The sequence below is a fragment of the Arthrobacter sp. Y3225116 genome, from assembly GCF_059091245.1.
The window spans coordinates 1-19,452 of the sequence record NZ_JBNHGL010000016.1 but is presented as its reverse complement, the minus strand read 5'-3'; the positions used below and the strand labels follow the sequence as shown (position 1 = coordinate 19,452).

Genomic DNA, 19,452 nt, shown 5'->3' with positions numbered 1-19,452 from the left:
TGTTTTGCGGAAATCTCAAGACCCGCGGGCACTTCCCCGTGGACCGCAGCGGTGCATCCGCTTGAACTGGCGGTATCCCACGTCTGACACTAGCCTGCTCGACGATTGTTGACAATAAAATAATGTGACCCGCATCATGGGACGCATGGCCTCCCTTAGCCCTCTTTTGAAGCAGGCTACCCCACTGGTTGTGGATCACGCCCTAGGCAGTTGGATCCACGCGACTGATGGAAAGTCGTACCTTGATTTCACTACCGGCATTGGGGTGACGAGCACGGGTCATTGCCACCCGCGGGTAGTGGAGGCTGCCCGCGATCAGGTGGGCAAGATCATTCACGCGCAGTACACCACGGTGATGCACAAGCCGTTGCTGGCGTTGACGGAGAAGCTTGGTGACGTACTGCCCGAAGGTTTGGACTCGGTGTTCTACGCCAATTCCGGGTCGGAGGCCGTGGAGGCTGCGATTCGTTTGGCCAGAATGGCCACGGGCCGGCCAAACATCGTAGTGTTTCAGGGTGGTTTCCATGGTCGGACGGTTGCGGCGGCGTCGCTGACCACTGCCGGAACGAAGTTCTCCGCAGGGTTTTCCCCGCTGATGTCCGGAGTGCACATGTCCGCCTTCCCCTATGCCTATCGGTACCGCTGGGATGACGTGGCAGCAGTGGAATTCGCCCTGAAGGAACTGGACTACCTGCTCCAGACCCGCACCGCTCCAGACGATACTGCAGCATTCCTGATCGAACCGGCGCTCGGCGAGGGTGGGTACCTGCCCACCCCGGCGGCGTTCCAAGATGGACTGCGCGAACGGGCCGACCGGCACGGAATCCAGTTGATCTTCGACGAAGTCCAGACAGGCGTGGGCCGGATGGGCAAGTTCTGGGGACACCAGTATTCCACCGCCACCCCCGACATCCTCATCACCGCCAAGGGCATCGCGTCAGGTTTTCCGATTTCCGCAATCGCCGCCTCCACCGAACTGATGTCCAAGGGCTGGCCCGGGTCCCAGGGCGGAACCTACGGCGGGAATGCGGTCTCGGCCGCCGCTGGCGTCGCCACCCTCGACGTCATCCGTGACGAAGGGCTGGTGGAGAACGCGCGGATCCGCGGCGAGCAGCTCCAGACCGGACTCAAAGAAATCCAGGACCGCTTCCCCGTCATAGGCGATGTCCGCGGCAAGGGCCTGATGCAAGGCATTGAATTCACCGCCGAAGACGGCGCCCCCGACGCCGCCACCGCAGCAGCGGTCCAGCAAGCCACCACCAACCACGGCCTGCTCACTCTCACCTGCGGCCCCGCAGGTAATGTCGTTCGCCTCATCCCCGCCCTCATCGTCTCCGCCGAAGAAATCACCACCGGCCTCGAACGCTTCGAAAACGCCGTAGCCACCGTCACTGCGGCCGTTTCCGCGAAAGGCTGAGCCCACCAATGACGGATGCCGTTCGCTCCCCCGCAGGTCCAGCAACCGGCCCCCGTCGAACAGGCGCACCGGATGCCGGCCTCCCCGCCGTCCTTGCACGCCTCGCATCGGCGGGCGTGGCTTCCGACAGCTCTCCACGCCGCCTCGCGGAATACTCCTATGACGCTTCCAATTACCGGGTAGCCCCGGTTGCCGTGGTGTTCCCCCGGACGGTTGAGGACGTGCTCGCGGTGGTTGCTGCATGCAGGGAAACGGCAACCCCGCTGATTGGGCGCGGCGGCGGGACGTCCATGGCGGGCAACGCCATGGGTCCAGGCGTGATACTTGACTTCTCCCGGCACATGAACGTGGTCCACGAGATTGACGAGGTGACGGGCACCGTGAGCGTCGACCCCGGCGTGGTGCTCGCCGTCCTCTCCCGCGAGGTTGAGAAGGCCACCGGTCACCGCTTCCCCTTCGCGCCGGACCCGTCGTCCAAGAACCGTGCCACCGTGGGCGGCTCGCTTGGCAATGATGCATGCGGCAACCACTCCGTTCGGTACGGCCGGATCTCCGACCACGTAGTGGAGATCGACGTCGTCACTTCCGACGGCGCCCGCCTTACGGCCACGGCTACCGGGCTGCGTGCCACAGATCCTGCCGACCATGACTCGGCGGCCCGTGCGGATGCACTGACCGCCTCCTTCAAAGACTTGGCCCACCGTCACTTGTCCGAGTTCCGCCTGGAACTCGAACGGATCCAGCGTCAAGTCTCCGGTTACCATCTGGCCCACCTTCTTCCGGAAAACGGGTTTAACATCGCCCGCGCCCTCGCGGGTTCCGAGGGGACCTGCGCCATCATTGTCGGCGCCCGGATGAAGCTCGTGCCTAAGCCTGCCAGCGCCCTGCTGGTGTGCCTGGGTTATGCGGACATAGTCGACGCGGCACGGGACATCATGACCATCTTGGAGTTCTCCCCGGCTGCCGTCGAAGGTATCGATGAGGCGATCGTGGACACTATGCGCTTCCGCCGCGGCAACGGCTCGGTAACGGGCCTGCCCGAAGGCAAAGCCTGGCTGTACGTGGACCTCGACGGCGGGAATCCGCACCAGGTCCGGGCAGAAGCTGATCGGCTGCTCGTCAGGCTCAGGGAAAACGGCCGCTTGGTGGACGGGCACACAGTACCGGACCTGCAGGAGCGAGCCGCCCTTTGGCGTGTCCGCGAGGACGGCGCCGGGCTTTCAGCGCGCCTCTCCACCGGCGGAGAATCCTGGCCCGGATGGGAGGATTCCGCAGTTGCCCCGGAGAACCTTGCGGATTACCTTTCTGACTTCCGCGACCTTCTGGGCCGCTACGACCTGACGGGCGTGATGTACGGACATTTCGGTGCCGGCTGCATGCACATCCGGATCACCTATGACCTGCGCACCCAAGCCGGCCGCGGCGTCTTCCGCAACTTCACACAAGAAGCTGCCCAACTGGTGGTCCGCCATGGCGGTTCGCTCTCCGGCGAACACGGCGACGGCAGGGCACGCTCGGAACTGCTGCCTTTGATGTATTCCCCGCGCATGCTGGCGGCGTTCGCCACGTACCGGCGCACCTGGGACCCGGCAAAAATTCTCAATCCCGGATCCCTCACCGAGCCTGACCCCATTGACGCTAACCTGGCGCTCCAAGGCATTCCGGAGCGGCAGTGGCGCACCAGCTACGACCTGCGTCCAATCCGAGCCGGTGGCGGAGCGAGCGCCGAAACCGATACGCCCGAGACCTCCACCGGCAGCGGCACGGAGCCGTGGGTTCACGCGCTGCAAAGCTGCATTGGCGTGGGACGCTGCCGTACGGACGCGGGCGGCGTGATGTGCCCCAGCTACCGCGCCACGAGGGACGAAAAGGACTCCACCCGGGGCCGGTCCCGAGTGCTCCAGGACATGGTCCGCGGAGCCCGAACCGTCGAGGATGGCTGGAAGTCCGAAGAGGTCCGCGAGGTGCTTGACCTATGTTTGTCCTGCAAGGCGTGCTCCAGCGACTGCCCCACGGGCGTCGACATGGCCACCTACAAGTCCGAATTCTTCTCGCACTACTACAAGGGCAGACTCCGCCCCGTGTCCCACTTCTCCCTGGGCTGGCTACCCCGCTGGCTCAAAATCGCGGGCCGGTCCGCGCCTCTGGTCAATGCCTTGATGTCCACCCCGTTGGCCAAGGGCGCCTCCGCCCTTGGCGGGCTTACCACCCGGCGGGCAATGCCACGTTTCGCCGGAGCCGGCGAGTGGCGTCGAGAAGTAGCGGCTGCCGGCATCGGTCCCGTGACCAACTGCAACGGCGGCAGTGCTCAGGATGCCGGTGGTGTGGTGCTTTTTGTGGACACTTTTACCCGTGGCTTCCGACCGGAGGTGGCGGGTTCCGCTGCTCGCGTCCTGGCCGGCTCAGGCTCCGTGGAATACTCGGCCGAGGCTTGCTGCGGCCTGACCTGGATCTCTACCGGCCAGCTGGGCACCGCAAAAAAGGTGCTGGCCAAGGCAGCGGCGGCATTGGATGACGGTACCAATCGGGCCATCGTGGTGGTGGAACCCAGCTGCGCGGCGGCGCTGCGCAAGGACTTGCCCGAGCTGGTCCACACAGAACAGGCCCGCCGGGTTGCGGCCCGGGTACGAAGCTTCGCGACGCACATCGACGAGCTCTCCAGCGCCGGATGGAAACCAGCGCCGGCCCGCCCCCTTCCGGAACAAGTGGTGCTTCAGACGCACTGCCACGAATACTCCGTCTTCGGAGCCGGTGTCCAGCGTGCGGCAATCAGAGCTGCGGGCGTCAACAGTGTGGTGGATGCCACCGGCTGCTGCGGCGTGGCCGGAAACTTCGGCTTCGAGAAGGAACACTATGACGTCAGCATGCTGGTGGCTGAGCACGCGCTGGCCCCGGCCCTGCGTCAGACCGATACCTCTTCGGTGATCCTTACGGACGGATTCTCCTGCGCCATGCAGGTGAAGCAGATTGATGACTTTAGGCCGGGTCGTCACCTGGCCCAGCTACTGGACCCCGGCGCATGAGCGGCTTTGGATTGCCACCGTAACGCCGGCCTTCCCCTCCCAACCCAGAAAGGATCACCCATGAGCACGCAGTCAGCCGCCTCCCGAACTTCGCAAAAGGCGCTCGACGCCGTCGCAAAGGTCAGCACGAACCTCTACATTGACGGAGAGTGGACCGAAGCATTTTCCGGTGCCCGGTTCGATGTCATCAATCCCGCCACCGAGGAAGTCATCGCCAGCGTGGCCGACGGGGGACCCGAAGACGCACGCCGTGCGATCGAAACCGCCGGCAGGGCCCAAAAACAGTGGGCCAAAACCCCGCCCCGCGAGCGCAGCGAAATCCTGCGTCGCGCCTTCGACCTGATCATGGCCCGCCAAGACGAACTGGCTTTGATCATGACGACGGAGATGGGCAAGCCCTTTGCCGAGTCCAAAGGCGAGGTGGCGTACGCCGCCGAGTTCTTCCGCTGGTTTTCGGAGGAAGCCGTCCGCATTAACGGAGATCTGACCACCAGCGGCGACGGCAAGAACCGCATCCTCGTCTCGAAGGAACCCGTTGGGCCCTGCGTCCTGGTGACGCCCTGGAACTTTCCGCTGGCCATGGGCACCCGGAAGATTGGCCCTGCCATAGCGGCCGGCTGCACCATGGTCTTTAAACCTGCCAACCTCACTCCCCTGTCTTCGCTGGCACTGGCGGACGTCCTGGAAGAGGCCGGCCTGCCCAAGGGTGTTCTGAACGTGGTCACGACCACCAAAGCCGCCGACGTGGTCACGCCATGGATGGAAAGCGGCATTGCCCGCAAGGTTAGCTTCACAGGTTCTACGGGCGTGGGCATCCGCTTGCTGGAGCAGGCGGCCAAAAACGTCATGCGTTCTTCTATGGAACTGGGCGGGAACGCCCCTCTCATCGTCTTTGAGGACGCGGACTTGGACCGCGCCGTTGAGGGCGCTTTCGCCGCGAAGATGCGGAACATGGGCGAAGCCTGCACGGCCGCCAACCGGATTTTCGTCCAGCGCACCGTCGCCGCTGAGTTCTCCGTCCGCCTCGCGCAGCGGCTGAGCGCCCTCAAGGTCGGCGACGGCGCAGTGAGCGGCACGGACGTCGGCCCCCTCGTGGAGGAAAAGGCGCTGAACAAGGTGCAGGAGCTCGTAGATGACGCCGTTTCCAAGGGCGCCAGTGTGGTTTGCGGCGGCTCCCGCCCGGCGGGCAGCGGCTACTTCTACTCCCCAACGGTGCTTTCCGACGTCAGCCCGGACGCCGCACTGATGAGCGAAGAAATTTTCGGCCCGGTGGCGCCCGTCATCCCCTTCGACACCGAAGACGAAGTGGTGCGGTTGGCGAACGATACCCCTTGGGGCCTTGCGAGCTTTGTGTTCACCCAGGACCTGGACCGTGCGTTCCGCGTCGGTGAGGATCTGGAGTCGGGCATGGTCGGCCTCAACACAGGGATCGTTTCCAACCCGGCGGCGCCGTTCGGTGGCATCAAGGCCTCCGGTCTGGGCCGCGAAGGCGGACGCGTGGGCTTGGATGAATTCTTGGAGATCAAGTACATGGCCATTCCGCGGGTCTAGCGATCGTCGCAGACGACACGGTCGGGGATTGGCGGCCCTGACAGGGACCGTCAGGAAGTCCGAGGATAACTACGGGATCAGCCGTGTCAGTGCGTCCTCCATGTGCTCGGCCATAAGCTTTTCAGCGAGGTCTGAATCTCCCTTGGAGATGGCTTCCGCGATGCCTTTATGCTCGGCAATGCGTTTGTCAGCAGTGGCGTACGTGCTTTTCAGGGCATTGAGGCACATTCGCGTCTCAGTCAGGAGCGTGTCATGCATCTTCTTCAGCCGTGGGCTGCCGGCGAGCTCAACCAAGAGGGCATGGAAGCTCATGTCCGCTTCAGTCATGGCTTCGCCGTTGGGGCTTTCCGCCGCTTCCTCCATGGCATGTACGGCTTTCATTAGCTGGGCCGCGTTGCCCTCCGAGTTGGTGCTGGCCACGCGCCGGATGGCGGCTGCTTCAACCGCGGTTCGGGCCAGGTACACATCCCGGAAGTCGTCCTCGTCCATGTTGACGACGAAGAGGCCCCTGTTCCGATAACTGATGAGCAGCCCTTCCTGGGTGAGGCGCTGCATGGCCTCCCGTAGGGGCCCGCGGCTGACTCCCAGTTCTTTGGCAAGCTCGGCTTCACCGAGTTGGATGCCGGGAGCGAAATCACCTCGGGCGATTGCATCACGGATCCGGCGGGCAATAATGGCAGGCGTAGATTCCTGCACTATCGGGTCCAGCACTCCCCTTTTCATCCTGTTTCCATCCTTGCTGCAATGTGAGCTTGGCCAACGATTTCTGGTTGAACTCAGTAACGTTCGCTGCCTGTCTTATGTCTTTGTTGACAATTCTATAGTTTACTCCACAGGCGGCTGCCCAAAAGCTGTGCCGGGGTTTCTACTCCTGGCACGATGCGCCTCGATTTAAGCAATCCCGGAACAACGTCCGGAAGGAAGTCGCTGCCCACCGGCTGATAATGGCCCGGGCATCAAAAGGACCGGCTACGGCGAGCCAGGACGTCCCGCCCGCGCCGCAGCTGACGCCTCAGAGTGTGCCCCGTCTACAGCTACTTTCGCTGACTGTGAGTTTCGGGTGTCATCGATACGCCAGCAGGTGGCTCTGCCAAAACGGGAAGGTCCAATACGGACACTCTTCCCGGGAACCATGCAGCGCCTCCGTGGCCACGATGCTGCGTCGGCAGGTCCCGGCAACCCATCAACGGCTCACCGGCAAGGGTGCACAAACCACATGCTTGCCGTGCAGCCGCGGGGCTATCTCCCAGGGCGCCCGCCCCCATCCGGCGTGGCGAATGGGCTCTGATCCGGACCATGCCGCCGTCCTACTGTTCCTGAAAAGCAGTGCACGGAAAGCGTGCAAAAAGTGTTGATGTGGTCCACCTCACGAGCTATGCTGGCAACACCGCTGCAGATTGTGTACAAAAGGCAATCGACCAGCCCTAGCCTCACAAGCCCGTAGAGCTTCGTGAACTTGGGATGGGCATCGGCATCTGCGGTGCGGCTTCAGCAACGCCGAGCTGGGAGAGACACATGAAGCTGAACAAGAAAGCAAATACCTTCGGAGCGCTTGCGCTGGCAGCGACCTTGTCGGTGACCGGGTGTGGGGCAATGGGTGGTTCAGGAAACGGTCAGACCGGCGAGGCCACTGACGCCGGATCGTCAGAGGATTGGACTGCGCCGGCCATACACACGACCCTCGACGGTCAGACTACGGAATCGGAGTACACTCCAATCGCACAAGACCAAGTTTCAGAGCAATGGAAGCTTTGCGTCCTGTTCCCGCATATGAAGGACTCATACTGGGCTGCAACGAACTACGGAACGCTGATCGAGGCGCAGCGGGACAACCTCGAGTACAGCATGTTCGAAGCCGGAGGTTACACCAACCTCGACCGGCAGTTGAGCCAAATGCAGGACTGTATTAACGGCGGTTATGACGCCATTATTCTCGGCGCCATCAACGCCACTGGTGTCTGCCCTCAGGTTGCCGCCGCCCTGGAGAAGAAGATTCCAGTCGTGGATTTCATCAATGGAACCGATTGCCCGGAGTCCGAGGATAATCCGCTCTTTTCACATGCACTTGTGAGCTTCCATGATCTTGCGGTGACGACAGCCGAATACATCATCGAGGACACCGCGGGGGCGCCCGCAAAGGTTGGCTTCTTCCCCGGCCCCGAGGGCGCCGGATGGTCGGACGCCGCGGTCAAGGGTTTCAGGGACACGATCGAAGGAACCAATGTGGAGATCGCGGAGATGCGCCGCGCTGATCCCGGCTTGGAAATCCAGCAGAGCTTGATCGAGGACACGCTGAAAATCCACCCGGATATCACGCACATTGTGGGAGTGGACATTGCGGCTGAAGCGGGGGTGATTGCAGTCCGCAACGCCAACAAGACCGGAGAGATCGATGTCTATGCATTCGACATCATCCCGCCTGTTTACGACGCGATTGTTGCTGGCGACGCCGTAGGTTCCCCGACGGATTTCACAACGATTCAGGGGCGCATGGCGGTTGATCAAGCAGTCCGCATGCTTGAAGGCGAAGAGCTGCAGGCGCCCACCTCCGGACCGGTGCCCATGATGGTCACCGAGGAGAATGCCGCCGACGTACCTTATACCGAGATGTTCGCCCCGCGGGATTTCAAGACGGTGACGAGCTGGACGCCGGAGGGCTGATGCGGCGACGAAGCTAAGCTGCAGTGCCCTCGGCGGAATCGGCATGGGAAGGAAGTGAGGCAGGTTTGGAGCAGGAACCGGTCGTTTCGCTCAGGGACATCGTTAAAACGTTCGGAGCCGTAAAGGCGCTTGGCGGCATGTCCCTCGACCTCTACCCCGGCGAAGTCCACATCCTGCTGGGCGAGAACGGTGCGGGGAAATCGACTCTGGTCAGCATTCTCCTCGGCAACTACCAGCCCGACAGTGGGACGATCACGGTTCGGGGTTCCGAAGTTCTCCACCATTCGCCGGCCCATGCCCGCAAGCTCGGCATCAACGTAGTCCTGCAGGATTTCAGCCTGGCCCCAACCCTGTCGGTGACCGAGAATCTGTTCCTTGGCCGCGAGCTGAAAAAATTTGGCCTCGTCGACAACGGGAAAATGAAGGCCATCGCCCGGGACAAAATCGGACAGCTCGGGGGCGAGATAGATCCGGAGGCAGAGTGTGGTTCGCTGCCCAGGGCCGAGCAGCAGCTAGTTGAGATCACGAAAGGGCTCCTGGGCACTCCGGGTATCCTCCTTCTCGACGAGCCCACTGCTGCGATTAGCGAGCGGGAAGCCGACAGGCTGTTCAAGATCATTGACCGGCTCCGGGACGAGGGCTGGGCGCTTCTCTATATCACCCACCGGATGGAGGAAGTCCGGCGCCTCGGCGACCGGGTGACGGTCATGCGGGACGGCCGGTTCATTTCGACTAATACTCTCGACGAGCTTTCCGAGGAGAGGCTGATAAATGACATGGTCGGCCGTGAACTGGCAGCTGTTTACCCGGACAAGGCGGAAACCAACGGCCCACCGCTGCTCGAGGTCGAAGACCTGTCTACCGCCGACGGCAAGGTCACCCAGGCATCCCTGCGCGTCTGCCAGGGTGAAATTGTCGCAGTGGCCGGCCTCGTCGGCTCCGGGAAAAGCGAACTCGCCAAGGCCATCCTCGGCCTCCTGCCCCTTTCAAGCGGGCACGTATTGGTAGGAGGAAAAAAATATACGCGACCGAATCCACGAGACATGATCCAGTCGGGGATCGGTTTCATGCCCGAGGACCGCAGGCGGGAAGCTCTCGCGCTCGATCTCAGCGTCCAGGAGAACATCGCACTTGAAGTTAACCGGGCGAAGAAATACAACACTCTTGGCTTGATTTATGGATCGAAAATCCGCGCCCTAGCCCAGGCTTTGGCCAAGAGGCTCGACATCCGGCCCCGGTCCGTCACAGCAGAGGTTCGGGCCCTGTCCGGCGGCAATCAACAAAAGGTCGTTCTGGCCCGTGCCCTGACCCGCGACCGCAGCGTTTTCGTAGTCGCCGAACCTACGTCCGGGGTGGATGTGGGTGCCCGCCAGGAGATCTACGCCAACCTGCGCAAACTGTGCCGCGATGGCGCCGGCGTCCTGATGGTCTCTTCTGATCTGGAGGAGGTCGTAGGACTCGCCGACCGGGTCTATGTCATGAACGGCGGGCGGGTGCAGGTCGAGCTCGTTGGGAACCAGATCACGAACGAAGCCGTTGTTGCTGGTGCCTTCGGGCATGCAGCAGGCGCGGCAGCATAGGACTGTCATGTCAACAACCGAAGTCAAGAGCTCTGCGGCCCCCGCGGGCGCGCCAAAGAAAGAAAACCGCCAGTACTGGCTCAGGTTCTTCAGCACCGTCGGCCCGCTGCCGCCCTTGCTGCTCGTAATGGTGGTCGTCTTTGCCCTGGCAAACGACCGTTTTCTGCAGCCCGATAATCTACTCTCTGTATCCCAGCAATCCGTGGCACTGCTGCTGATTTCTCTGGGACAGATGTTGGTACTGGTCACCGGTGGATTTGATTTGTCAGTGGGAGCAACCGTTGCCCTGTCGTCGGTTGTTTCCGCCACAATGATGAAGCTGGTTTTCGGCGGCGTACCTGAATTTGCAGGTCAGTCCATGATTATGGGTTTCGTCGTCTGCATCGCAGTCGGACTGGTCGTCGGGATGGCCAACGGTCTCGGAGTGGCCTTCCTGAAGGTCAACCCGTTCATCGTGACACTTGCTACCGCCACCATCGTCGGGGGCATCACCATGGTCTTCAGCGGCGGTGCAACGGTTTCCGGGCTGCCGCGAGAGTACATCGTCGGCCTGGGATCCGGGTTCACCTTCGGCATTCCAAACCTGGTACTCCTCGCCCTTCCGGTCCTGATCCTTGTCTTCGTCGTACTGAAATGGACAACATTCGGCCGCCACCTGTACGCAATAGGCGGCAATGCCCTGGCCGCGAAGACCGCGGGGATCCAAGTGCGGCGAAATCTGATCACCACCTACATAATCTGCGCTGTTCTGGCCTCCCTCGCCGCCTATCTCCTGACCGCCCGCAGCGGTTCGGGGCAACCGACCTTCGGGGGCGCCTTTGCCCTACAATCCATCACCGCGGCCGTCATCGGAGGGGCGTCGCTCCAGGGCGGCAGAGGCGGCGTTGGAGGTACGGTCCTGGGCGTCATTTTCATCATGCTGCTCGGTAACGGTATGAACTTCATGCGGCTTGATACCAACATGCAAGCCATCGCCTTGGGTGCGGCGCTTATTCTCGCGGTCGTGGCTGACCGTTTCCGGGCCTCGGCGAAGGCCCGCCTCATCGCTAAAGGAGTCACGTCGTGACGGAGCCGGTCTTCGAATCGCTGATGGTCACCAACCGGGGCGAGATCGCCCGCCGCATCATCCGCACAGCCAATGCCTTAGGAATCCGGACCATCGCCGTCTGCTCGGATGTGGACACAGAGCTTCCCTTTGTGAAGGAAGCCTCGGAATTTGTCGCCCTGGGTCCGGCGAATCCTGCCGAATCTTACCTGAACGTCGACAAGCTGATGGACGCAGCCCGAACTGTCCGGGCTGCGGCCATCCACCCGGGCTACGGATTTCTCGCCGAAAATTCCGGCTTCGCCCGGCGGGTTATCGAAAGCGGCATCACGTGGGTGGGGCCTTCGCCCGACTCGATGGACATGGTGGCGGATAAGATCAACGCCCGCAACCTGATGCAGTCCGCCGGCGTGCCGGTGGCGACTGGGTCAGCCGAACCGGTAAGCGACCCCGCAGAGGCCGTAAGAATCGCCAATGCTGTCGGCTACCCCGTCATCGTCAAACCATCCGGAGGCGGAGGCGGCATCGGAATGATAGTTGCCGACAATGACGAAGACCTGAGGGCAGCTTTTGATACTGCACGTTCGCGTGCTGAGCGCTTTTTCGGGGACTCGCGAATCCTCATTGAACAGTTCATTCAGCACGCCCGCCACGTCGAGGTCCAGATCCTCGGGCTCGCCGGCGGCCGCGTGATAGCGCTCGGAGAGCGAGATTGCTCGGTCCAGCGCCGCCACCAGAAGGTCGCAGAGGAGTCGCCGTCTCCGGGCATCACACCGGAACTCAGGTCCCGGATGCTGGACGCCGCGGTAAGAGCCGGGACTGCTGTCGGATACCGCAATGCCGGCACCGTCGAATGCCTGGTCGATCCCGTGCGGCAGACCTTTGTTTTCTTGGAAATGAACACCCGGCTGCAAGTCGAGCACCCTGTCACCGAAGCTGTGTTTTCCATCGACCTTGTCGAAGAACAACTCCGCGTCGCCGCCGGCCAGGACGTTGGCTTCGACGCCGGCAACCTCGAACCGACAGGACATGCCCTTGAGATGCGGATCTATGCCGAGGATCCTAAACGCTTCCTGCCGTCTCCCGGTCGCATCAGTGAGTGGACGGAACCATCAGGAGAAGGTGTCCGCGTCGACAGCGGCTATGCAGCCGGCAATACCGTGACCACGGCCTACGATCCGCTCCTGGCAAAACTCATCGTTTGGGGGCGGGACCGGGAAGAAGCACTCGCACGTGCCGGGTCCGCCGTCGATGCCTTCCAAATATCGGGGCTAAAAACCAACCTTCCCTTTTTCCGCATGCTTCTCAACGATCCGGCCTTCAAATCGGGCCGCTACAGCACCGGCGTCGTGGCCGAAGTGCAGAGCCGGGCTGCCGAATCGAAAGCAATGGGCGAGACAGGTCAGGAGGAGCATGCACGATGAAGCCGCACGAAGTCTCCAAACAGTACATCTCCGAACGTTGGGCAGGGGTCCCATCCGCACTTTACGAGCGACGGGAGGCCACTGACGGAAAACCTGCGCTCACCTACCGCCTCGCCGGCGACAGCTATCTCCTCGTTGAGTTCGGTGACATGCACTTTGACCTGAACCTTAACTTCTTTGTCCACAACATCAACACCGAGGTGAACCGGTCCCGCCCTCCGGGACTGGTTGAAACGTCCCCCGGTTTCCGTTCCATACTGCTCTCCTATGACCCAGCGGAAACAAACGTTGCGAACCTGGTTCGGGCACTGGATGAGGCATATGACAACGCAGCCGGTACGGAAAACCTGGTCCTTCCCAGTCGAAAAGTAAATCTTCCTGCAGCGTTTCACGATTCGACGTCCCAGGCAGCTGTTGCCCGCTATGTGCGCAGCATCCGCTCCGATGCCCCTAATTGCGTAAACGATAACAACGTCGATTACACGATCGCCTACAACGGGCTTCGGGATCTTGACGAGCTGATCGAAGTTGTCACGGGGACGGAGCTTTGGGTCGGATTCATTGGGTTCTTCCCCGGGCTACCGTTCACGTTTCCCTTGGATCCGAGGAAGGTTCTCTTCGCCCCCAAATACAACCCGACACGTACCTGGACAGCGGAAGGAGCCATTGGTCTGGGCGGGCCGTGCTACTCGATCTACCCCGTGGAATCCCCGGGCGGATACCAACTGCTCGGCAGAACGCTGCCCGTGTACGACATTCAACAGCGCAACCCTGCTTTCGCGCAGTCACCCCTGCTGTTGCGCCCATGTGACCGCATCAGATTCCATGCCGTTTCCGAGCAGGAACTGACCGATTCCTTCGAAGCCGTCCACCGGGCTGAATACGTCTACGACATACAGGACGAAGACTTTGACGTCGCCGGCTATAACGCCTGGTGCGCTTCGTTCGTGGCCGAAGCCGCAGATTTCACCGCCAAGCGGGACACTGCTGCCGCGGCCACCGCCGTCCCGTAAGGAGCCTCTTATGTCCGTTGAAGTTGTTCAACCCGGCATCCAGACAACCGTCCAGGACTGGCCTGGACGAATCGGAATGCTGTCACGCGGTTATTTCCCCGCCGGTCCGATGGATGATTTCGCGTTTCGGCTCGGCAATGTCGCCGTTGGCAACAGCCCTGACGCTGCCGGCCTTGAAATCACACTAGGCAAGACCAAATTCCGGTTCCGGTCCCCCGCCACCGTGGCAGTAACCGGCGCCGCGGGCGACGTGACCGTCGACGGCAGCCCGGTGCCTCAGTGGGCCGCTGTCGAAGTTCCCGCAGGTGCCGAACTGAAGATCGGTTTGGCGGTATCCGGCTTCAGGTTTTATCTGGCGATCAGAGGAGGAATCGATGTCCCCCAAATCCTCGGTTCCCGGTCCACCTACACCATGGGATCGCTAGGAGGAGTCGAAGGACGCGCGCTCGTCAAGGGCGATCTCCTGGACATCGGAAGCTCGGACACCTCGGCTATGGCGGCACTGCCGCAGGAACGGATCCCCGAGTATCTGCACGACTGGGAACTGGAAGTCGTACCAGGGCCATTTGCTACCCCTGAATTTGTCACGGAAGCGGACGTCGAGTACTTCTTTTCACGTTCCTGGACCGTGGACCAGAATTCAAACCGTACCGGAATCAGACTGGACCCGGCGAGGCTGCAGTGGGCCCGGTCCGACGGCGGCATTGCCGGCGGCCATCCATCCAACATCCTCGATACCGGCTACCCTCTCGGCGGGATCAACCTCAATGGGGACACTCCCGTGATCCTCGGACCTGACGGCCCCACTTCCGGCGGCTTTGTCGTATTCGGAGTCGTACCGAAGGCGAGCCTATGGAAGACCGGCCAGATGCGGCCAGGGACAGACACAATCCGGTTTAAGCCAATTTCCATCGACGACGCCTACGCATTGGACAAGGAACATGCCTTGCTCACGTCTGCAGCAGGAGGGACCGAATAATGGATACAGCGATCGAAATCAACTGCGACATGGGCGAAGGCTACGGCCGCTGGCGCTTCGCGCCCGACGAAGAATTCATGCCCTATATCAGCGCCGCCAACATCGCGTGCGGCTTCCATGCCGGGGACCCGAGAATCATGCGCCGTACAGTCCAGGCGGCGGTCGCTCAGGGCCTGCAGATCGGGGCGCACGTCTCGCTCCCGGACCTTTTGGGCTTCGGACGACGGCGCATAGCGGTCTCGGCGGAAGAGCTCCGTGACTACACGCTGTATCAGATAGGCGCCCTCAAGGGCTTCGTTGAGGCCGAAGGCTCGAAACTGTCCCATGTAAAACCGCACGGGGTCATGTATCTGATGTCGCTGGAGGACGAAGAGCTGGCCGAAGCTGTCATCGCCGCGGTCGCCGAAATAGACAGCTCGCTCCCCCTTTACTGTTTCGACAAGCGCCACACTGAGCTAGCCGCCCGTTACGGCGTTCGGTTGGTCCAGGAAGGATTTGTCGACCTCGGCTATGACGACGCCGGCAACCTTATTATCGAGCGGGAAAAGCAGGCTTGGGACCCTGCACTTGTATCTTCACGTGCGATCAGGTTCGTGCGGGAAGGGAAAGTAGCCACTGTGTCGGGACGGGATCTCGACATCTCCCCGGAGAGCATCTGCCTGCACGGGGACGCGCCGAACTCGGTGGAGGTGATCCGCACGGTCTGGCAGTCCCTGCAGGATGCGGGCATATCTGTGCGGGCGTTGACGAAAGCCGACAACACAGCGACGGAAACGGGCTGATCCGTGTTGTGTCGAAACTGACCCCGGGAAGGATGGGAGCAACGAGTTGAGTGAGCCGATACTGGAGCCGATCCTCATCGACGGAACAGTGGACACCATCGTTAACCGGCTGCGGGGCGCTATCGAAAAGGGCGCCTACACGCCCGGCCAACAGCTGCGGGAAACCAGTCTTGCCCGGCAGCTGAACGTCAGCCGTTCGCCGGTGCGCGAAGCAATGCAGCGGCTCATACAGGAAGGTCTCCTGCACCGGGTACGCAACCGGGGGGTTTTTGTCCTGGAACTATCCGAGGCGGATATGGATGACATATCCGTCGCACGTCAGTCCGTGGAAAAGACAGCAGCCGAGGATCTGGCGAAGAATCCAAGGAAAGAGATCTTCGATGAACTTGACCGCATCGTAGTCGATATGAAGACGGCCTCGGAAAGCGGTTGTCCCTGGTCAGATCTGGTCGACTTGGACCTGGCGTTCCACACGGCCCTGGTCGGGAGCCTCGGCAACAAACGTCTCACGGTCTTCTATCAAACCCTCCTGACTGAAACGCGCATGTCGCTCATGATGCTGGAGAAATCCTATCCCCATCCGAAAGAGATAGCGGCCGAACACCAGGAGCTCCTGGCAAACGTGAGAGGAGGAAACATCGAGGACCTGGACGAGCAAATCAAAAGACACATGGACCACACGGGCCAGCGCCGCCGGTCCATGACGAACACAGCATCATAATTGCCGGCTTTTCGAGGAGGAACGTAAATTGAGTGAAGTACGGTCGGATCTGGCGGCGAATGTTTGGAAGATTCTCGTGACTCCGGGAGCGTCTGTTGTGGAAGACGAAACCATCATGATCCTTGAATCCATGAAGATGGAGATCCCGGTTGAAGCGCCCGAATCCGGTGTTGTCGCGGACATCTCTGTGTCCGAAGGGGATGCAGTCACGGAAGGACAATTACTCGCCGTCCTCCATTGACCGGCGCGGGCACATGCCACAACACCTCGCAATGCTCACGTTCAACTTCGCCTGAGGGAATGCTGGACTCGCTCACGACACCGGGGAGCGGCGCCAATCGGGACAGCACACGAGGCGCAGGGCAGTTGGCGGTGGCTTGAAATGGATCCGCTCTATTGGCCTGCCTAGGAGAGAAACAATGGCAACCGAAGCAACCGTTCTTGATCCAGCAAACCGTACCAAGCTCGTGGGCGAGTCACTTTGGAGTGCCCAGGCGCACATGCCGTCGGTTCTGCAACGCCGCATCGTGATTACCGAGGGGCACGGGGCATACCTCACGACCTCGGAGGGACAGCGCCTGCTGGATGCCACCGCCGGACTGTGGCACGCCAACATCGGCCATGGCAGGGAAGCAGTTGCGAAAGCGGCGTATGACCAGATGTGCAAGCTGGAGACGTATCACGTTTTCGGCCGGTTCTCGAACGACGTAGCACTCTCCCTCGCGGACCGACTCGTGGCCATGGGGCCGATTCCGGACGCCAAAGTGATTTTCAACAGTGGCGGCTCTGACTCCGTGGACCTGGCCTGCAAAATCGCACGGCGCCACTGGCAGCTTGAAGGTATGACGGACAAGAAAACCATCCTCAGCCGCACTTACTCCTACCACGGGCTCCATGCCTTTGGTACCAGTATCGCCGGGCTTGACTTTAATCGGGACGGCTACGGATCGGATTCCCTCGTTCCCGAGACCGCCCTAATTCCCACAAACGATATAGAAGGCGTCCAGGCCGTCGTAGACGCGATCGGACCCGAGAATATTGCCGCTATTATCACCGAGCCAATCATAGGGACCGGAGGGGTGATTCCGCCTGCTGCCGGATATCTTGAAGGCCTGCAGCAAATCGCCCGAAAAAACAACATTCTTTTAATCGTCGATGAAGTCATCACCGGATTCGGCCGGGCTGGCTCCATGTTCGCCTCCCAAAGGTTCCATCTCGAGCCCGACATGATTCTGCTAGCCAAAGGAATAACATCCGGCTACGCCCCGCTCGGCGGCGTCCTCGTCTCCAACCGGATCTGGGGACGGTTCTATCGAGGACAGGACGCCCCCGTCCTGAGGCATGGCATGACGTACTCGGGTCATGCAACAGCTTGCGCAGTTGCACACGCAAACCTCGACATCCTCGAGAACGAACAACTCGTCCTGCGGGCCTTGGAGCTTGAATCCGTCCTCGATAAGGCCCTTGCCCCTCTAGCCTCGCATCCCCTCGTGCAGGAAATCCGCAGCGGGGTCGGATTTCTCGCCGGCGTCCAGCTCGCACCCGAGGCAGAGGCTGAGGCCGTGGCCAACGCATGCATAGACAGCGGCGTCGTTGTGCGGCCCCTGCGCGGCAACACCCTCCAAATCAGCCCACCCTTCGTGGTGGGAGACGAGGACGTTGACCTGATCGCGGCGACTATCGGGCAGGTCCTCGACGCAAGCGGTAGTACTCCCCCGCCGGCATCATCAGAGCAGGCAGGAACATAAACTCACTGGTAACCACCTCCGGTGCGGAAAGAATACCTACCTCGCCTTTGCCTCGATTCGGTCTTAACGGCGTCGGCCCTGAACTGGTTCAAGACCGTGGATATCACCCTGTGCGTGCACGGCTGATCCGCGCCGGCTGCCTGGAGTTGGGATCCGAGAAGCTCCACCGCCGCTGCCTTCAGCGGTGCAGAGCGTCCGGTGATGCGCACCTTCCCGTCGATAAGAAGCCCAGCCAGCGCACCGCCTTTGAGTCACAAGCCGGTGTGTTGCCGAGCCCGTACCGGGGACGTTTGGTGAGCCTGGGCGACAAGCTCTGCCTTTATTGCGTCCTCCGCTGACCCCGGCAAGTCGACGGCTGAAAAGTAACGCCCCTGTAGCAGGATGATTGGGCAGCGGCCCTCTTCGGAGGCCATGGTTCGCCATGCCCGGCCCTCACTGCGCACTGATTGGGGCCTTACGTCCCGGGTTGCAGACGAAGCCGGTACTAAGCTCTGGAGCATGAATGCCCCGAAGACCTTCCCTGACGCCTCGTCAGAGTCACCTGTGCACCCGACCCCAGCCCGGCGGGCCGGCCTCACCGCCCGGGCGGCTTTCGCATGTGCCCTCGTCGCGGTGGTGCTCACCTGGTTTACCTCATTCGCCGCGCCCCTGGCCGCGCAGCAGGCGGCGGCCCGAGGGGACTACGGCAACATTTTCACGTTCTGGGCCGTTGCCTGGGGCATCGTGTTCGTGCTGGACCTGCTTGCCCTGATCCTCGGGGTTAAAGGCGCCAAGCAGCCCACCGGGAAGGTTCTCTCTGGTGCCGCGATCGGTATCGGCGCGACAGGCGCGCTCGGTGTTCTGGTGTATAACCTCGTGACGTTCCAGATCATGCCCCTGCTCCAGTGAAGAGTCCGTTTGGGTTGAGCTTGTACCCGGAGTCCGCTCTGCAACGAACGTCACGAGCTATCGCGGTAACAGCTCGGTGCCGTCTGCCTGATGTAAGGATCTAAAGCGCTGGGAGAATTTGTTTATGATGCAGACGGTCAATAGCACCGAACACAACGGCATTCAGTCCTATTGGCTCGATAAGCCGGGGCTGTGTACGGGCGTGCTGGTGTTCGGCCTTGGATTACGTGATGAACCAGCTCCTTTGGCCGGTATCACGCATCTGGTCGAACATCTCGTCCTGCGCCAGGTGCAACCGGTTACGGTGCAGCATGGGGGCACGGTTGATACGAACACGACCGAGTTCCATGCTTCCGGAAAGCCCGAGGCCGTTGCCGCTTTCCTCAATGCCCTCGCCGAAGTCATCAGGAACTTCTCTACGCTGTCGGAGAAGGACCTCATTCTGGAGAAGGCAGTTATCCAGGCAGAGAACCCGCGCAGTTTCCACCAGGTGTCGGCGGGGCTGCTGACCTACCGATTCGGCCCGCGCGGGCCAGGGATTGGCCAGTTCGGTGCACCCGGAACCATCGGGATCAGCATGGATGAGACCATCGATTGGGTCAAGAGATGGTTCACGTGGG

General features: G+C 61.6%; 16 protein-coding genes. 15 read left to right on the top strand and 1 reads right to left on the bottom strand.

The genetic code is table 11. The annotated features are described in order from the left end of the window. The first annotated feature begins 145 nt into the window (after nucleotides 1-145). From AC5RV2_RS03380 to AC5RV2_RS03370, 3 genes are read left to right on the top strand one after another with little or no spacing between them, the layout of a single operon-like run. On the top strand, nucleotides 146-1,417 hold the full coding sequence (locus AC5RV2_RS03380; RefSeq protein ID WP_494091177.1) for an aspartate aminotransferase family protein: 1,272 nt from the start codon (nucleotides 146-148) through the stop codon (nucleotides 1,415-1,417). An 8-nt stretch (nucleotides 1,418-1,425) separates the two neighbouring features. Continuing rightward, on the top strand, nucleotides 1,426-4,440 hold the full coding sequence (locus AC5RV2_RS03375) for an FAD-binding and (Fe-S)-binding domain-containing protein (protein ID WP_494091176.1): 3,015 nt from the start codon (nucleotides 1,426-1,428) through the stop codon (nucleotides 4,438-4,440). Nucleotides 4,441-4,500: 60 nt separating this feature from the next. Continuing rightward, nucleotides 4,501-5,991: an NAD-dependent succinate-semialdehyde dehydrogenase gene (locus tag AC5RV2_RS03370; RefSeq protein ID WP_494091175.1), complete on the top strand. Its 1,491-nt coding sequence runs from the start codon at nucleotides 4,501-4,503 to the stop codon at nucleotides 5,989-5,991. Between the two features lie 69 nt (nucleotides 5,992-6,060). On the opposite strand, the gene AC5RV2_RS03365 is transcribed toward AC5RV2_RS03370, so the two are convergent. Then, nucleotides 6,061-6,714, bottom strand: coding sequence for a GntR family transcriptional regulator (locus AC5RV2_RS03365; RefSeq protein WP_494091174.1), 654 nt, complete (start codon nucleotides 6,712-6,714; stop codon nucleotides 6,061-6,063). Nucleotides 6,715-7,452: 738 nt separating this feature from the next. On the opposite strand from AC5RV2_RS03365, the gene torT reads away from it, so the two are divergent. From torT to AC5RV2_RS03305, 12 genes are all read left to right on the top strand, one after another. Then, nucleotides 7,453-8,652: a TMAO reductase system periplasmic protein TorT gene (gene torT, locus AC5RV2_RS03360; RefSeq protein ID WP_494091173.1), complete on the top strand. Its 1,200-nt coding sequence runs from the start codon at nucleotides 7,453-7,455 to the stop codon at nucleotides 8,650-8,652. Between the two features lie 65 nt (nucleotides 8,653-8,717). Further along, nucleotides 8,718-10,232, top strand: coding sequence for a sugar ABC transporter ATP-binding protein (locus tag AC5RV2_RS03355; RefSeq protein WP_494091172.1), 1,515 nt, complete (start codon nucleotides 8,718-8,720; stop codon nucleotides 10,230-10,232). 7 nt (nucleotides 10,233-10,239) lie between these two features. Beyond that, nucleotides 10,240-11,298: an ABC transporter permease gene (locus tag AC5RV2_RS03350; protein ID WP_494091171.1), complete on the top strand. Its 1,059-nt coding sequence runs from the start codon at nucleotides 10,240-10,242 to the stop codon at nucleotides 11,296-11,298. After that, complete coding sequence (locus tag AC5RV2_RS03345; protein ID WP_494091170.1) at nucleotides 11,295-12,701, top strand: acetyl-CoA carboxylase biotin carboxylase subunit; 1,407 nt, start codon at nucleotides 11,295-11,297, stop codon at nucleotides 12,699-12,701. Before AC5RV2_RS03350 ends, AC5RV2_RS03345 begins: the two co-directional genes overlap by 4 nt. Next, nucleotides 12,698-13,714: a carboxyltransferase domain-containing protein gene (locus AC5RV2_RS03340; protein ID WP_494091169.1), complete on the top strand. Its 1,017-nt coding sequence runs from the start codon at nucleotides 12,698-12,700 to the stop codon at nucleotides 13,712-13,714. The genes AC5RV2_RS03345 and AC5RV2_RS03340 overlap by 4 nt, the downstream gene beginning before the upstream one ends. A 10-nt stretch (nucleotides 13,715-13,724) precedes the next feature. Next, a complete protein-coding gene (locus AC5RV2_RS03335) occupies nucleotides 13,725-14,693 on the top strand; it encodes a 5-oxoprolinase/urea amidolyase family protein (RefSeq protein WP_494091168.1) in 969 nt (322 codons plus the stop codon). After that, entirely contained in the window at nucleotides 14,693-15,475 is a 783-nt protein-coding gene (locus AC5RV2_RS03330) for a LamB/YcsF family protein (protein ID WP_494091167.1), read from the top strand. The genes AC5RV2_RS03335 and AC5RV2_RS03330 overlap by 1 nt, the downstream gene beginning before the upstream one ends. Nucleotides 15,476-15,521: 46 nt before the next feature. Next, nucleotides 15,522-16,196, top strand: a complete 675-nt coding sequence (locus tag AC5RV2_RS03325) for a GntR family transcriptional regulator (protein WP_494091166.1) — start codon at nucleotides 15,522-15,524, stop codon at nucleotides 16,194-16,196. Nucleotides 16,197-16,224: 28 nt separating this feature from the next. Further along, a complete protein-coding gene (locus AC5RV2_RS03320; protein ID WP_494091165.1) occupies nucleotides 16,225-16,437 on the top strand; it encodes a biotin/lipoyl-binding carrier protein in 213 nt (70 codons plus the stop codon). Nucleotides 16,438-16,615: 178 nt separating this feature from the next. Further along, a complete protein-coding gene (locus tag AC5RV2_RS03315; RefSeq protein WP_494091164.1) occupies nucleotides 16,616-17,944 on the top strand; it encodes an aminotransferase family protein in 1,329 nt (442 codons plus the stop codon). A 498-nt stretch (nucleotides 17,945-18,442) separates the two neighbouring features. Continuing rightward, a complete protein-coding gene (locus tag AC5RV2_RS03310) occupies nucleotides 18,443-18,832 on the top strand; it encodes a hypothetical protein (RefSeq protein WP_494091163.1) in 390 nt (129 codons plus the stop codon). 124 nt (nucleotides 18,833-18,956) lie between these two features. After that, the coding region (locus tag AC5RV2_RS03305) for an insulinase family protein (RefSeq protein ID WP_494091162.1) at nucleotides 18,957-19,452 on the top strand (496 nt) is incomplete at its 3' end.